The organism is Streptomyces sp. NPDC037242 (assembly GCF_055604165.1).
Genome location: NZ_JBVJUY010000010.1, coordinates 226,992 through 242,166, shown reverse-complemented (window position 1 = coordinate 242,166; position 15,175 = coordinate 226,992). Strand labels below are relative to the sequence as shown.

The 15,175-nt window shown below is 72.6% G+C and carries 16 protein-coding genes; 14 read left to right on the top strand and 2 right to left on the bottom strand.

The genetic code is table 11. The features are described 5' to 3' along the window. A partial coding sequence (locus tag ACZ7GJ_RS15080) for an AAA family ATPase (RefSeq protein WP_470751875.1) occupies positions 1-533 on the top strand: 533 nt, incomplete at its 5' end. 146 nt (positions 534-679) lie between these two features. Beyond that, positions 680-1,234 carry a YbjN domain-containing protein gene (locus tag ACZ7GJ_RS15075; RefSeq protein WP_470751873.1) on the top strand — a complete coding sequence of 185 codons (555 nt, stop codon included), beginning with the start codon at positions 680-682 and terminating at the stop codon, positions 1,232-1,234. Between the two features lie 29 nt (positions 1,235-1,263). On the opposite strand, the gene ACZ7GJ_RS15070 is transcribed toward ACZ7GJ_RS15075, so the two are convergent. Then, positions 1,264-2,466 carry a hypothetical protein gene (locus ACZ7GJ_RS15070; protein ID WP_470751872.1) on the bottom strand — a complete coding sequence of 401 codons (1,203 nt, stop codon included), beginning with the start codon at positions 2,464-2,466 and terminating at the stop codon, positions 1,264-1,266. A gap of 110 nt (positions 2,467-2,576) precedes the next feature. Then, positions 2,577-3,767, bottom strand: a complete 1,191-nt coding sequence (locus ACZ7GJ_RS15065; RefSeq protein WP_470751870.1) for a pyridoxal phosphate-dependent aminotransferase — start codon at positions 3,765-3,767, stop codon at positions 2,577-2,579. A gap of 161 nt (positions 3,768-3,928) precedes the next feature. Between ACZ7GJ_RS15065 and ACZ7GJ_RS15060 the strand changes: the two genes are divergently transcribed. The 12 genes from ACZ7GJ_RS15060 to ACZ7GJ_RS15005 all read left to right on the top strand — a co-directional run bounded on the left by ACZ7GJ_RS15060 (position 3,929) and on the right by ACZ7GJ_RS15005 (position 15,017). Beyond that, positions 3,929-4,144, top strand: a complete 216-nt coding sequence (locus ACZ7GJ_RS15060; protein ID WP_470751869.1) for a hypothetical protein — start codon at positions 3,929-3,931, stop codon at positions 4,142-4,144. A gap of 414 nt (positions 4,145-4,558) precedes the next feature. Then, positions 4,559-5,110, top strand: coding sequence for a DUF2617 family protein (locus tag ACZ7GJ_RS15055; protein ID WP_365923507.1), 552 nt, complete (start codon positions 4,559-4,561; stop codon positions 5,108-5,110). A 131-nt stretch (positions 5,111-5,241) separates the two neighbouring features. Further along, positions 5,242-6,882 carry a polyamine aminopropyltransferase gene (locus tag ACZ7GJ_RS15050; protein ID WP_470751867.1) on the top strand — a complete coding sequence of 547 codons (1,641 nt, stop codon included), beginning with the start codon at positions 5,242-5,244 and terminating at the stop codon, positions 6,880-6,882. 33 nt (positions 6,883-6,915) lie between these two features. After that, a complete protein-coding gene (locus ACZ7GJ_RS15045) occupies positions 6,916-7,788 on the top strand; it encodes an SRPBCC family protein (protein WP_470751865.1) in 873 nt (290 codons plus the stop codon). Between the two features lie 51 nt (positions 7,789-7,839). Next, complete coding sequence (locus ACZ7GJ_RS15040) at positions 7,840-8,625, top strand: aldose epimerase family protein (protein ID WP_470751863.1); 786 nt, start codon at positions 7,840-7,842, stop codon at positions 8,623-8,625. A 21-nt stretch (positions 8,626-8,646) separates the two neighbouring features. Next, positions 8,647-9,186, top strand: coding sequence for an orotate phosphoribosyltransferase (gene pyrE / locus ACZ7GJ_RS15035; protein WP_470751862.1), 540 nt, complete (start codon positions 8,647-8,649; stop codon positions 9,184-9,186). 252 nt (positions 9,187-9,438) lie between these two features. Then, entirely contained in the window at positions 9,439-10,461 is a 1,023-nt protein-coding gene (fbaA, locus tag ACZ7GJ_RS15030) for a class II fructose-bisphosphate aldolase (protein ID WP_365923516.1), read from the top strand. Positions 10,462-10,577: 116 nt separating this feature from the next. Beyond that, entirely contained in the window at positions 10,578-10,991 is a 414-nt protein-coding gene (locus ACZ7GJ_RS15025; protein WP_365923518.1) for a DUF3151 domain-containing protein, read from the top strand. 205 nt (positions 10,992-11,196) lie between these two features. Next, positions 11,197-12,045, top strand: coding sequence for a tryptophan 2,3-dioxygenase family protein (locus tag ACZ7GJ_RS15020; protein WP_470751860.1), 849 nt, complete (start codon positions 11,197-11,199; stop codon positions 12,043-12,045). Then, on the top strand, positions 12,038-13,252 hold the full coding sequence (gene kynU, locus ACZ7GJ_RS15015) for a kynureninase (RefSeq protein WP_470751858.1): 1,215 nt from the start codon (positions 12,038-12,040) through the stop codon (positions 13,250-13,252). Before ACZ7GJ_RS15020 ends, kynU begins: the two co-directional genes overlap by 8 nt. A 180-nt stretch (positions 13,253-13,432) precedes the next feature. After that, complete coding sequence (locus tag ACZ7GJ_RS15010; protein WP_470751857.1) at positions 13,433-14,311, top strand: alpha/beta hydrolase; 879 nt, start codon at positions 13,433-13,435, stop codon at positions 14,309-14,311. Between the two features lie 109 nt (positions 14,312-14,420). Next, the gene (locus ACZ7GJ_RS15005; protein ID WP_470751856.1) at positions 14,421-15,017 is read left to right on the top strand and encodes a dihydrofolate reductase family protein; all 597 of its coding nucleotides are present in this window, start codon (positions 14,421-14,423) and stop codon (positions 15,015-15,017) included. Positions 15,018-15,175 lie beyond the last annotated feature (158 nt).

Here is a 15,175-nt window from a genome sequence, read left to right as displayed (position 1 = left end):
AGGCCCATCCGGAGGTCTTCGACATCCTGCTCCAGGTCCTGGACGACGGCCGCCTCACCGACGGGCAGGGCCGGACGGTGGACTTCCGCAACACCATCCTGATCCTGACCTCCAACCTCGGAAGCCAGTACCTGATGGACCCCGCCACCCCGGCGGAGCTGAAGAAGGCCCAGGTCCTGGAGGTGGTCCGGTCCTCCTTCAAGCCGGAGTTCCTCAACCGCCTCGACGACCTCGTCGTCTTCTCCGCCCTCTCCGGCGACGAGCTCGCGCACATCGCCGAGCTCCAGATCGGCCGCCTCGCCCAGCGGCTGGCCGACCGCCGCCTGACCCTGGACGTCACCCCCGGGGCCCTGGCCTGGCTCGCGGACAAGGGCAACGACCCGGCCTACGGCGCCCGGCCCCTGCGCCGCCTGATCCAGACGGCCATCGGCGACCGCCTCGCCAAGGAGATCCTCTCCGGCGAGGTCAAGGACGGAGACACCGTACGGGTCGACGTGGCGGGCGAGGACCTGCTGGTCGGCAAGGCGCTCTGAGCCCCGGAGGGGCCTTTACCTGCCCTTACCTGCCTTTACCTGCGCCCTACGCCTGTCCGCCCGGAGCGGATAGGCGGGTGCGGGGGTGGACACGGGGTGGGAGCGATGGGGGAGGATGAGTTCATCCGCACGAAGGGAAATACACGGTGAGCATCGACCCGGCCTCGATTCCGAACTTCGGAGGGCAGCAGCCCGATCCGCAGGCCACAGGACCGGCGGGCCCCGTCGTCCCCGACCAGGATCTGGTCAAGCAGCTGCTGGAGCAGATGGAGCTCAAGTACGTCGTCGACGACGAGGGTGACCTCGCGGCGCCGTGGGAGGAGTTCCGCACGTACTTCATGTTCCGCGGCGAGGGCGAGCAGCAGGTCTTCTCGGTGCGGACCTTCTACGACCGCCCGCACAAGATCGACGAGAAGCCCCAGCTCCTGGAGTCGATCGACGACTGGAACCGCCGCACCCTGTGGCCGAAGGTCTACAGCCACACGCACGACGACGGCTCCGTCCGCCTGATCGGCGAGGCGCAGATGCTGATCGGCACCGGCGTCAGCCTGGAGCACTTCGTGTCCTCCACGGTCAGCTGGGTCCGGGCCTCCATCGAGTTCGACAAGTGGCTCGTGGAGCAGCTCGGCCTGGAGAAGGACGTCGACTCCGCAGCCGAGGGCGACGACAAGGGCGGCGACTCGGGCGAGGAAACGAACTAGCGAGCTGGCGACCTAGTCGTTCCAGCACGTCACAGCGGTACCCGGGCTACGAGGAGCAGGTACACCCCGTAGCCGTGGGAGAGCCCGGCCAGCACTCCGGTCACCACGACCGCGGTGCGCGGCCGGGCTTTCGCCATGACGGCCGCCACCGGCAGGAGCAGCGGGAACGCGGGCAGCAGGAAGCGCGGCTTCGACTCGAAGAAGCCGGCCCCGCCGAAGGTGATCAGCAGCAGCACCCCCGTGTACGCGAGCAGCGGCAGCGCGGTCCGGTCCAGCGCCAGCAGCACCGCGAGCAGCCCCGCCAGGGCCAGCACGGCCACCGTCACGGTGGTCGCCAGTGCCACGTGCCCGCCGGTCAGCACCTTCGCGGCGGAGTTCAGGGCGCCCGCGCCGAAGTCGAAGCGGGAGCCCCAGCGCCGCTGCACGGTGAAGTACCCGCCGAGCGGATCGCGCCCGCGCACCCCGACGGCCAGGACGTACGCGGCCCAGCCCGCGGGCGCGAGCAGCCCGGCCGCCCACACCTCGGCCGCCCGCACCTCGGCCGCGCGGCCGCCCCGTAGTACGCGCCCCGGTACGCCGCCGCCCCGTGCGAGGAGCTCGTGCGCGGCCACGACCGACACGGCCGCCGCCACCGCGATCCCGGTCGGGCGGGTCAGCCCGGCCGCCACCGCGAGGCCCGCCGCCCACAGCCAGCGGCCGCGCAGCAGGGCGTACAGGGTCCAGGCGGCGAGGGCGGCCAGCAGCGCCTCGGTGTACGCGAGGGTCAGCACGACGGCGTGCGGCAGCGCGGCCCACAGCGCGACGAGCAGCACCCCGGCCCGCGCCCCGAGCAGGTGCTCCCCGACCCGGTACACCCCGACGGCGGCCAGCGCGGCGGCCGCCCAGGCGACGGCGAGCCCGGCGACGGCGAGCCCGCCGGGCATCGCCTGGGAGGCGGCCCGGACGAGCAGGGGGTACAGCGGGAAGAAGGCCACGTCGCTCTGGACGGACCCGCTCGCCGGCCACATCTGGATCCGGCCGTAGCCGTGCCCGGCGATCCAGAGGTACCAGACCGAGTCCCAGGACCCGCCGAGCACCCGGACCGGACTGCGCCCGGCCCACCAGGCGGCGGCGGAGAGCACCAGCACCCCGGACCCGCGCACGGCGGCGAACACCCCGAGCGCGATCACGGGGGCCGGGGCCGCCGCCGCCCGGACCCGCGCCGGGGTCCGCACGGACACCGTCGTCGCCATGTCTCCCGACTTTCCGCATACGCGTGAACAGGCCGGACTCCAGCTCGGCGCCGCCACGATGGAGAAACCCTACGAGGGCGAAACCGCCGCGCCCCGCTCGGCCACGCGCGTCATTCCTGGAGGCGGTGCAGGCGGGCCACGGCCTCTTCCAGTACGTCCGTCCGCTTGCAGAAGGCCCAGCGGACCTGGGTGGCGCCCGCGGACTTGTCGTCGTAGAAGACCTGGTTGGGGATCGCGACCACGCCGCAGCGGTCCGGGAGGGAGCGGCAGAAGGCGAGGCCGTCCTTTTCACCCAAGGGGGTGATGTCGGTGGTGATGAAGTAGGTGCCCTGGGGGCGGAAGACCTCGAAGCCCGCCGCGGCCAGGCCGTCCGCCAGGAGGTCGCGCTTCGCGGCGAGGTCGGTGCGGAAGCCCTCGTAGTACGAGTCGGGCAGGGCCAGCGCCTCGGCGACGGCGTACTGGAAGGGGCCCGAGGACACGTATGTCAGGAACTGCTTCGCCGAGCGGACCGCCGTGATCAGCTCGGGCGGGGCGGTCACCCAGCCGACCTTCCACCCCGTGAACGAGAACGTCTTGCCCGCCGAGGAGATGGTGACCGTACGCTCGCGCATGCCCGGGAGCCCGGCCAGCGGGGTGTGCGAGCCCTCGAAGACCAGGTGTTCGTACACCTCGTCGGTGATGACCAGCAGGTCGCGCTCCACCGCCAGCTCGGCGACGGCCGCGAGCTCCTCGGCGGTCAGGACCGTGCCCGTCGGGTTGTGCGGGGTGTTCAGCAGGAGCAGCCGGGTGCGCGGGGTGACCGCCGCGCGCAGGGCGTCCACGTCGAGGCGGAAGTCCGGGGCGCGCAGGGTGAGCGGGACGCGCACCGCGCCGGCCATGGCGATGCAGGCCGCGTACGAGTCGTAGAACGGCTCCAGCGCGATGACCTCGTCACCCGGTTCGAGGAGGGCCAGCAGGGCCGCCGCGATGGCCTCCGTGGCGCCGGCGGTGACGAGTACCTCGGTGTCCGGGTCGAAGGCGAGCCCGTAGAAGCGCTGCTGGTGGGCGGCGACGGCCGCGCGCAGCTCCGGGACGCCCGGGCCCGGCGGGTACTGGTTGCCCCGGCCGTCGCGGATCGCGCGCACCGCCGCCTCGGCGATCTCCGCGGGACCGTCGGTGTCGGGGAAGCCCTGGCCGAGGTTGATGGACCCGGTGCGCGTGGCCAGCGCCGACATCTCGGCGAAGATCGTCGTGCCGAAGGCGGCGAGGCGGCGGTTCAGGAAGGGGCGGTTGCTGCTCTCGGGTGCGCTCATGGGCGTCATCCTGCGGGCAACCTCTGGACTTGCTCAAGTGTGCTTTGGCCCGTGTGGCCAGGGGGCATCCCCCTTTCACGCGGGACGCGGGGATCCCGCTCCTCGGGAAGACCGAGGTGGAAGAGAGATTGGGGGCGAGGACCATGACCGGATTCCTCATCCTGTGCGCTGTGGCTGCTTTCGTCGTCTTCGTGTTCGTGCTGGCCAAGGTCTCCGGTGTGCGGAGCGGCTCCGGCGGCTCCGGCTCCGGGTCCAGCTCCAGCTCCAGCTCCAGCAGCTGGTGGGCGGGCGGCGACAGCGGAGGGTCTTCGTCCTCCTGCGGGTCCTCCTCGTCCTCCTGCGGCGGCGGGTCCTCCTCGTCCTGTGGTGGAGGCGGTTCCTGCTGACGGGGATTCCTGCTGACGGGGGTTCCTTCCACACGCGGTGCCCGCTGACACGGGGCAGCGGGCACCGCGCAGGTCAGGGCGCCCGGCGGGCTAACTTCCGTCGGGCGTCCTCCTGTTCGTCCTGCGGAAGGGGCTTCCCGCGCAGGTCGCGGCACCTTCGGGAAAGCCCCGCAATACGCTGCGCAGGTGGAACATGTTGAACACGTGAACTGTGTAGCCCCCGGGGGGATGTAAACCCCGTCAAGTTGGGTAAAAACGCTGTGAGTGCCGTGCCTTTCATGATTCCCTCGGTTGAGTAGACCAGTCCTCGGACCTCCCTGGACTTCCTGTGGACCCGTGCCGGTGTCCCCCCACCCGTTGACTACCGCTGGCGGGCCCCGGCCCATCTCCCTCGCGCGTTTGCGGAGCCGACTCATGCTCACGACCCTCCAGACCACTTACACCGACACGCGTGCCGCCGATCTGGCCTGGGCCCTCGGGCGGGAGCGGCTGCCCGCCCTGGCCGTGCTGAACCTCGAACTGGTGGGCGCAAAGGTGGAGTTGCGCCTGCTCGGGGCCTCCCACCAGGTGCTCCTGGAGGAGGGTGAGGTGCTCTGTTCGGAGACGGTCGCCTGCATGCCCGGGAGCAGCACGCCGCTGCCGCTCGGCGTGGCCAAGCGGGTCGGCGACTGGGAGTACGAGTTCGCCGCGCGGGTCGAGACCCTGTCGCAGGGCTCGTTCGCCGGGCGGGCGCAGGAGTTGCTCGCGCTGGTCGCGGATCACCCGAACGGGCTGGCCGGTACCTTCCCGGGCAGCCCGCACGCCTTTACCGCCATGCTGGCGCAGCGCTACGAGGGGCAGGTGCGGTGGCGCACCTGGCACGCGTACCCGCAGGAAGGGCAGCTGGTCGCCACCCGTACCCGGGTCGGCGTACGGGTGGGGGCCCCGGCCGCGGCGGCCCTGGAGTCCCCGGCCCTGCTGTCCTGATCGCCGCGCGGGGGCGGGAGGGCCGGCGCGCGGGCGGTCCGATGCGATTGCGCCAACCGGCCGAATCGATGCGCCAGTTGCACCCATGTGGGTGACTTGATGCAAGCGGGCGGTGACGTACGGTTCGCTGCATGATCGACCGTTCCGCCCCGCGCGGGGTGCTCCCGGCTCCGGAGCCGCGGGGCGTGGCGTCCGTCCCGGCCGCCCTGCCCGTACGGCCCCGGACCGGCCGACTGCTCGTCCTGGCCACCGTGTTCATCTGCGCCGCCTGCGGCCTCGTGTACGAGCTGGAGCTGCTCGCCCTCGGCTCCTACCTGATCGGCGACTCCGTCACCCAGGCGTCCGTCGTGCTGTCCGTCATGGTCTTCGCCATGGGCGTCGGTTCCCTGCTCGCCAAACGCCTGCGCGACCGCCCCGCCCTCGGCTTCGCCGCCGTCGAGGCCGGACTCGCACTGCTCGGCGGGCTCTCGGCCATGGCCCTGTACGCGAGCTTCGCCTGGCTGGGGGAGTCCCAGCCCGCGCTCGTCGCGTTCTCCTTCGCCATCGGCGTGCTCATCGGCGCGGAGATCCCGCTGCTGATGGTCCTGATCCAGCGCATCCGCAGACAGGACGCGGGCGGGGCCGTCGCCGACCTGTTCGCCGCCGACTACGTGGGCGCCCTCGTCGGCGGTCTCGCCTTCCCGTTCCTGCTGCTCCCGGTCCTCGGCCAGCTCACCGGGGCCATGCTCACCGGCACCGTCAACGCCGTCGTCGGCGGCGGCCTGGTGCTGTGGCTGTTCCACCGCGACCTCAGCCGGCGCGCCCGCTGGCTGCTGGTCGCCGCGAACGTCAGCGTGCTGGCGACACTCGCCTCAGCCACCGTCCTCGCCGACGACTTCGAGCGGGTCGCCCGCCGGGCCGTCTACGGCGGGGAGGTCCGCGTCGCCGTCCAGACCGGAGTGCAGGAACTGGTCCTCACCGGCCCCGCCACCGGCTCCCCGCGCTCCCTCGACCTCTTCCTCGACGGCCGCCTGCGGGTCAGCGGATACGACGAGTACCGCTACCACGAAGCCCTCGTCCATCCCGCGATGACCGGCCCCCACTCCCGGGTCCTGGTCCTCGGCGGCGGTGACGGCCTCGCCGCCCGCGAAGTGCTGCGCTACCGCGACGTCAGCTCCGTCACCGTCGTCGAACTCGACCCCGGGGTGGTCCGGCTCGCCCGTACCGACCCGATGCTCGCCGCGCTCAACGGCCGGGTGTACGAGGACCCGCGCCTCGGCGTCGTCACGCAGGACGCCTTCCGCTGGCTGCGCGGGCCGGCCGCACGGGACCGCTTCGACGTCATCGTCTCCGATCTCCCCGACCCCGGCATCACCCCCAGCACCAAGCTGTACTCGCAGGAGTTCTACGGGCTCGCCGCGCGGGCCCTGCGCCCCGGCGGCCGCCTCGCGGTGCACGCGGGGGCGCTCGGCACCCGGCCGCGCACGTACTGGACCGTCGACGCCACCCTGCGTGCGGCGGGCCTGCTCACCGCCCCCTACAGCGCGGGCGGCCGCCTCTCCGGCTTCGCCGCCGGGCCCGACCGGACGCAGGGCGCGGCCGATGCGCCGCCGCAGGACTGGGGGTTCGTACTGGCCGCCCGCGACAGGGTGCCGGAACTGCGCGTGGACCGCGACACGCCGAGCCTGCGCTCGCTGTCCACGCAGTCCCTGCACGATTCCGCGCGGGACGCGGAGCGCGGGCGGCTGCCCGGGCTCCCGCCGTCCACGCTTCCGCACCCGCGCTATACGTAGGCGGGAGTCGGTCGTCTCGGTAGGCTCGACCGCATGGAGCATCAGGTGTTCGTTCCGGTACCGGCAGCCGACCTCCGCGCCGTGCTGCGCGATCCCGCCCGGGTGGCGCGCTGCGTGCCAGGGCTCCAACAGGACGCCGACACCGAGTCCGGGCCGCTGTCGGGCCGGCTGAAGGTACGGGTCGGCGGGCACACCGTGACCTATCGCGGGACCCTGGCCGTCACCGAGCGGGAGCCCGGCCACTTCACCTTCGACGGCGAGGGCACCGAGGTCCGGGGCAGCGGCACCGTCAAGCTCTCCCTCGGGCTGCGGCTGACACCGGCCGACGGGGGGACCCGCCTGGACCTCACCGCCGAGGGCGCCGCCGACGGACGCGCCGCCGGTTTCGCCCCGGAGGCCACCGCCACCGCCGTGCGCCGGCTCCTCGACCGGGCCGCCGCGCACCTGGCGACGGCGGCTGCCGCCCCCGGGCCGCAGGGCGCGCAAGCGGCGGCCGAACCGGTGACGGACGTGGTGGCCGAGGCCGAGGAGGCGGCCGGCTACGACGCCGGGGACGACGGGGACATCGGGGACGACATCACCGAGGTCACCGCGTCCGTGTTCGACACCGAGGTGCCGCCCCCGTCCCTGGACCCCTTCCTGGAAGGCAGCTTCGGCGACCTGGGCGACCTCGACGACCTCGCCGGACCTCTGCGCCCGCCGGCCGAGGCCGCCCACGCGCGCCGCACGATGATCGGCCGCAGCGCCGAGGAGGTCGACCACGCACCCCCGCGCGGCCGCTACGCCCCGGTTCCGGCCCCCGGCGCGGCGGCGGCGAGCGCGAGCCTGCGCTGGCTCGCCCCGGCGGCCGTGTTCGCCGTGGCCTCGGCGGTCGTCCTGGGCCGAGCCCTGCGCCGCCGCCGCTGACCGCGCCGCCGCTGGCCACCGGGCCGCCGGACAGGCCCTAGGGTCGGTCGCATGAGCACGCAACTGAGCGCCGGCGGCGCGGAGCTGACCATCGACCAGGACAACGGCTGCCGGATCAGCAGTCTGCGGATCGACGGGACGGAGCTCCTGCGCCAGGGGCCGAAGTACGGCTCCTTCCCGATGGTCCCGTGGTGCGGGCGCACCAGGAACGGTCAGTTCCAGGACGGTGCGACCCTGCACCAGCTGCCCGTCAACCACCCGCCGCACGCCATCCACGGCTTCGGCCGCGACGCCGTCTGGCGCACGGCCCGCGCCACCGCCACCGGGGCGGCCTTCACGTACGAGCTGGGCGACCCGTGGCCGTACCGGGGTGTGGTCACCCAGCTCTTCGAGCTCGGTGAGAACGCGCTGACCCTCACCATGGGCGTGGAGACGTACGAGGACTCCTTCCCGGCGCAGGCCGGCTGGCACCCCTGGTTCCACCGCAACCTCGGTCTCGGCGAGGACGTACGCATCGACTTCGAGGCCGGCTGGCAGGAGGAGCGCGGCGCCGACCACCTGCCCACCGGCAACCGGGTCGACCCCAAGCCGGGCCCCTGGGACGACTGCTTCGGCATGCCCGACGGGGTCGACGTCACCCTCACCTGGCCGGGCGCGCTGGAACTGAAGGTCACCAGCCGCTCCGAATGGGTGGTCGTCTACGACGAGGAGTCCGAGGCCGTCTGCGTCGAGCCGCAGTCCGGCCCGCCGAACGGGCTGAACACGCTGCCGCAGCTGGTCACTCCGGTGGACCCGCTGGAGATCTCCACGACGTGGACCTGGCGGCGGCTCTCGTAGCGCCCAATTAAGCTCGTGGCCATGACTGACGTACGCGATGCGCTTCTGCAGCAGATCAAGGACAAGGCCGTCGTGCACGGCAAGGTGATCCTCTCCTCCGGCATGGAGGCCGACTACTACATCGACCTCCGGCGGGTCACCCTGGACGGCGAGGCGGCCCCGATGGTCGGCCAGGTCATGCTGGACCTCACCGCCGATCTGGACTTCGACTGCGTCGGCGGCCTGACCCTGGGCGCGGACCCCGTCGCGACCTCGATGCTGCACGCCTCCGCCGCGCGCGGGCAGCGCCTGGACGCCTTCGTCGTCCGCAAGGCGCAGAAGGCGCACGGCATGCAGCGCCGCATCGAGGGCACCGACGTCAAGGGCAAGCGCTGCCTGGTCGTCGAGGACACCTCCACCACCGGCGGTTCCCCGCTGACCGCCGTCGAGGCGGTCCGTGAGGCCGGCGGCGAGGTCGTCGCGGTCGCCACGATCGTCGACCGCGGGGCGGCCGACGCCATCGCCGGGGCGGGTCTGCCCTACCTCACCGGCTACGAGCTCGGGGACCTCGGGCTCTCCTGACCCCGGTCCGGCCCAGCCCGGCCCGGCACAAGTGGTGACTTAGGTCCCCATACGTCCCGCGGCAGGTCCTGACCTGGTCTTTTTCGACGGGGCGGAGTGTTTCACGTGAAACACTCCGCCCCGTTCGGCCATGTGGGGCGACCGGCGGGGTGGAGTGTTGGGCGGAGTCTGGAAAGATAGCCCCGACGGCGACGTCGCCCCCAGGTCAGGGCCAGCAATAGCACACTCCCCGCACATCCAAGGAGCGGACAGATGCCCATCGCAACCCCCGAGGTCTACAACGAGATGCTCGACCGGGCGAAGGCAGGCAAGTTTGCCTACCCGGCGATCAACGTGACCTCGACCCAGACCCTGCACGCTGCACTGCGCGGCTTCGCGGAGGCCGAGAGCGACGGCATCATCCAGATCTCCACCGGTGGTGCGGAGTTCCTGGGTGGCCAGTACAACAAGGACATGGTCACGGGCGCGGTGGCCCTGGCCGAGTTCGCGCACGTCGTCGCCGCCAAGTACGACATCACCGTCGCGCTGCACACGGACCACTGCCCCAAGGACAAGCTGGACGGCTACGTCCGCCCGCTCCTGGAGGTGTCCGCCGAGCGCGTGGCCCGCGGTCTGAACCCGCTCTTCCAGTCGCACATGTGGGACGGCTCCGCCGAGACCCTGGCCGACAACCTGGCCATCGGCCAGGAGCTGCTCGCCAAGGCCGCCGCCGCGAAGATCATCCTTGAGGTCGAGATCACCCCGACCGGCGGCGAGGAGGACGGCGTCAGCCACGAGATCAACGACGAGCTCTACACGACCGTCGACGACGCGCTGCGCACGGCCGAGGCCCTCGGCCTGGGCGAGAAGGGCCGCTACCTGCTGGCCGCCTCGTTCGGCAACGTGCACGGCGTCTACAAGCCGGGCAACGTCGTCCTGCGCCCCGAGCTCCTCAAGGACCTCCAGGCCGGCGTCAGCGAGAAGTACGGCAAGTCCTCCCCGTTCGACTTCGTCTTCCACGGCGGCTCGGGCTCCACGGCCGAGGAGATCGCCACCGCGCTGGAGAACGGCGTCGTGAAGATGAACCTCGACACCGACACCCAGTACGCCTTCACCCGCCCGGTCGCGGACCACATGTTCCGCAACTACGACGGTGTCCTGAAGGTCGACGGCGAGGTCGGCACCAAGTCCACCTACGACCCGCGCACCTGGGGCAAGCTGGCCGAGGCCGGCATGGCCAAGCGCGTCACCGAGGCGTGCGCGAACCTGCGCTCGACCGGTACGAAGCTGAAGTAGTCGAGCACCGTACGAACCAGGGGCCCGGCCGCCGTCGAGAGACGGCGGGCCGGGCCCTTCGGCTTGTCGGCCCGGGCCCTTCGGGCCGCCGGGCGGCGATGCCCCAGACTGGTCGCATGTCCATTCACCAGAACCTGCTCGGGGGCCCCGCCCCCACCCACCTCCCCGACGAGCCGGGCCGCGAGGCCCTCGCCGCGGGCACCCCCGCCGTCGAGGTGGCGGCCGCGCACCCCACCTCCTCCCTCGCCTGGGCGACCCTGGCCGACGAGGCGTTCGCCGCCGGCCGCACGGTCGAGTCGTACGCCTACGCCCGTACGGGCTACCACCGCGGCCTCGACGCCCTGCGCCGCGCCGGCTGGAAGGGCCACGGCCCGGTGCCGTGGGAGCACGAGCCGAACCGCGGCTTCCTGCGCGCCCTGAACGCCCTGGCCCGTGCGGCCGAGGCGATCGGCGAGAAGGAGGAGCACGAGCGGTGCTCGACCTTCCTGCGCGACTCCTCGCAGACGGCGGCGGACGCGCTCGCCGCCTGACGCAGCGGGTGTCCGCCGGTGTGTTCCGGTGACTTCCGGCCGGGCCTCGTGTGGGGCCCGGCCGGAAGTGGAATGTGACCTACCCCACTCCCTATTGGAGTGCCTCCCCAACCCGGTCTTATGATGCGGACAGGGGACCGGAGCTCCACTCACCTCACCGGAAGGAGCGGACCGCTACCCGGAAGCACGTGTCGAGGAGACAGCGATGTCGCACACCCTTGATGCCTCCGGAGACGGCGGTTCGGACACCCCGAACCTCGACTTCGCCGGCACGACCCCGTACGAGGACTACGTCCAGGCGGACGTCCTGACCCACCTCCAGCACCTGCGCTCGGACGACCCGGGCGAGATGGTCTTCCTGGTCACGACCCAGGTCATGGAGCTGTGGTTCACGGTCATCGTCCATGAGTGGGAAACCGCCGCCCAGGCGCTGCGCGAGGACGACCTGCCGGTCGCGATGGACGCACTGAAACGTTCCCTCCGCGAGCTGGAGGCCCTGAACTCCTCCTGGCGCCCGCTCGCCCAGCTCACCCCGGGCCAGTTCAACGCCTACCGCGCCGCCCTCGGCGAGGGCTCCGGCTTCCAGTCGGCGATGTACCGCCGGATGGAGTTCCTGCTCGGCGAGAAGTCCTCCTCCATGCTGGTCCCGCACCGCGGCGCCCCGCGCGTCCACGCGGAGCTGGAGAAGGCCCTGCACGAGCCCAGCCTCTACGACGAGGTCCTGCGCCTGCTCGCCCGCCGCGGGCTCCCGGTCCCGGAAGCGGTCCTGAACCGCGACCTGGCGCTGCGCTACGAGCCCTCGCAGGAGGTCGAGGCCGTCTGGACGGCCCTGTACGAGGACCCCGACCGGAACATGGACCTGCACCGGCTGGGCGAGGTCCTCACGGACGTGGCCGAACTGGTCTGGCGCTGGCGCAACGACCACCTGGTCGCCACCCGCCGCGCGATGGGCGCGAAGACGGGCACGGGCGGCTCGGCGGGCGTGACCTGGCTGGAGAAGCGCGCGACGAAGAACGTGTTCCCCGAGCTGTGGACGGCGCGCAGCCATGTCTGAGCCGACAGCGTCCGAGCCGACAGCGGATCTCGCGGCCCGCGCCGCGCAGCTGGACGCCGCCGACGAGCTGGCCAAGCTCCGCGAACGCTTCGAGCTGCCCGACGGGGTGGTCTACCTCGACGGCAACAGCCTCGGCGCCCTGCCGGCCGGCGTCGCGCAGCGACTGGCCGAGGTCGTCACCCAGGAGTGGGGCACCAGCCTCATCCGCTCCTGGTCCGAAGGCACCTGGTGGACCGCGCCCGAGCGGATCGGCGACAAGCTCGCCCCCCTCATCGGCGCGGCCCCCGGCCAGACCGTGGTCGGCGACTCCACCAGCGTCAACCTCTTCAAGGCCCTGGTCGGCGCCGCCCGCCTCGCGGGGCCGGGCCGTACCCGGATGCTGGTCGACGCCGCCACCTTCCCCACCGACGGCTACATCGCCGAGTCCGCGGCCCGGATGACCGGCCTGACCGTCACCCCGGTGGACCCGCAGGGCGCGGCGGCCGCCATGGGGCCGGACACGGCCGTGGTCCTGCTCAACCACGCCGACTACCGCACCGGGCGCCTGCACGACCTGCCGGCGCTCACCCGCGCGGCCCACGCCGCCGGCGCCATCGCCGTCTGGGACCTGTGCCACTCCGCGGGCGCGCTCCCCGTCGGCCTCGACGCCCACGCCGTGGACCTGGCGGTCGGGTGCACGTACAAGTACCTCAACGGCGGCCCCGGCTCGCCCGCGTACCTGTACATCGCCGCCCGCCACCAGCAGGAGTTCGACTCCCCGCTGCCCGGCTGGAACGGTCACGCGGACCCCTTCGCGATGACCCCGGACTACGCGCCGGCCCGGGGAGCCGTCCGCGGCCGCGTCGGCACCCCGGACATCCTGTCGATGCTCGCCCTGGAGTCGGCGCTCGACGCCTGGGACGGGGTCTCCATCGAGGAGGTCAGGGCGAAGTCCCTCGCCCTGACGGACTTCTTCCTGGAGTGCGTCGCGGCGTACGTCCCCGAGGGCGTGGTGGAGTCGGTTACCCCCGCCGAGCACGCCCACCGGGCCAGCCAGGTCTCGCTGCGCACCGCGAACGCCCGCGAGGTCATGGCGGAGCTGATATCGAGGGGCGTCATCGGGGACTTCCGAGCCCCGGACGTCCTGCGCTTCGGCTTCACCCCGCTGTACGTCGGTTTCGCCGATGCGGAGCGTGCGGCGCGGACACTGGGTCACATTTTCGGGTGACCCGGTAGCGAAACGTCACATCACCGGGCGGGCGGGGCTACGGCTCCGCCCGCCCGCGTATGCGGCCCACCCCGCAAGGAACGTCCTGTTGAGGCCTGATACGGTCCCGCTCTGCCGGAACACCGGAACAACCGGAACATCAGTCCCCGCTGTCCCACGCGTTACCGAGAGGTTGAGTCGATGACGGACCCCGCAGTGGAACGGGACGCTGCCGAGGCCGCCTCGGCCTTCTCCCATCCTCCGGTCGCCCCCGACGCGACGGCGGCCTACGGTGAACACCCCGACCAGGTCGTCGACTTCTACGCCCCGCGCGGCGAGGGGGCCGCGGTCCAGGCCCCGCTGGTCGTGGTCCTGCACGGCGGCGCCTGGCGCGCCCCGTACGACCGGCAACACATCACCCCCTTCGTGGACTTCCTGGCCCGCCGGGGTTTCGCCGTGGCCAATGTCGAGTACCGGCGCGGCCGTTCGCTGCCGCACCAGGACGCGGCGGGGCCCGTGGCGGGACGCTGGCCCGAGACCTTCGACGACGTGGCCGCGGCCATGGACGCCCTGCCCGGGCTCGCCGCGGCGGCCCTGCCGCAGGCGGACCCCCGCCGCATGGTGATCACCGGCCACTCCGCGGGCGGCCACCTCGCCCTGTGGGCCGCGGCCCGGCACGTACTGCCGACCGGGTCCCCGTGGCGGCTGCCCGCCCCGCCGCTGCTGCGCGGCGTGGTGGCGCTGGCCCCCATCGCGGACTTCGCGGTCGCGGAGGAGCTGGGCGTGTGCGGCGGGGCCTCGGCGCAACTGCTGGGCGGCGGGGCACTGTTCGAGGAGCGCCGCCCGTACGCGGATCCGGCGGCGCTGCTGCCGACGGGCATCGCCACGGCGGTGGTGCAGGGCCGGGAGGACATCGTGGTCCCGGACGCGGTGGCGGAGGCGTACGTGGCGGCGGCCGCGCAGGCGGGGGAGATGGTGGGGCTGACCCTGCTGGACGGGATCGGCCACTTCCCGCTCATCGACCCGGCGGCGGACGCATGCGCGGTGGTCGCGGAGGAGATCTCCCAGCTGGCCTGGTGACCGGTCGCCGTGTGGTGCGGGTCACAGTCCGGGGTGCGATGAGTTTGCGCCGGGCCGGCGGTCTGCATTTCCGTAGAGCGGATACGAACCAACGCGAGGAGCAGGTCCCATGCGCATCGTCATCAGTGAGTTCATGACCCTGGACGGCGTCGTGCAGGCGCCGGGCGGAGCCGAGGAGGACACCGACGGCGGCTTCGCGCACGGCGGCTGGTCGCACCCGTTCTTCGACCCGGAGATCGTGGGCGGGGCCTTCGCCGACGCGACGTCCAAGGCCGAGGCGCTGCTGTTCGGGCGCCGCACCTGGCAGACGATGGCGGGGGCCTGGCCCGAGCGGGCCGGCGACCCGTTCGCCGACCAGATGAACGCGATCCCCAAGCACGTCGTGTCCCGCACGCTCACCGAGTCCGACCTGACGTGGAACAACACCGCGCTCATCCCCGGCGACGACGCCGTCGACCGCATCCGGGAGCTCCACAAGCGCGAGGGCGGCGACCTGCTGGTCATGGGCAGCCCCACGCTCGTCCGCACCCTGCTGGCCGAGGGGCTGGTGGACGAGCTCCGGCTCATGATCATGCCGGTGCTCGCCGGCGGCGGTAAGTCGATCTTCCCCGCCGACGGGGGCCTGCGTACGCTCGAACTGGTCTCCACGGTCACCAGCCCTAACGGCGTCAACGTCTGCACCTACCGCCCGGTCGCCAAGGGCTAGCAGGGGGTGTCCGGCGGGTGTCCGTGGCGTCGCGACGCCCGGCAGACACCCCCTGGGTACGAACGAACGATGCACCGAGGGGGGGGGGGGGGGGGGGGGGTCGGCCCCCGGGGGGGGTTGGGGTGTTTCTTTCTGGGTGAGGACTCCAAGAAAAAGGT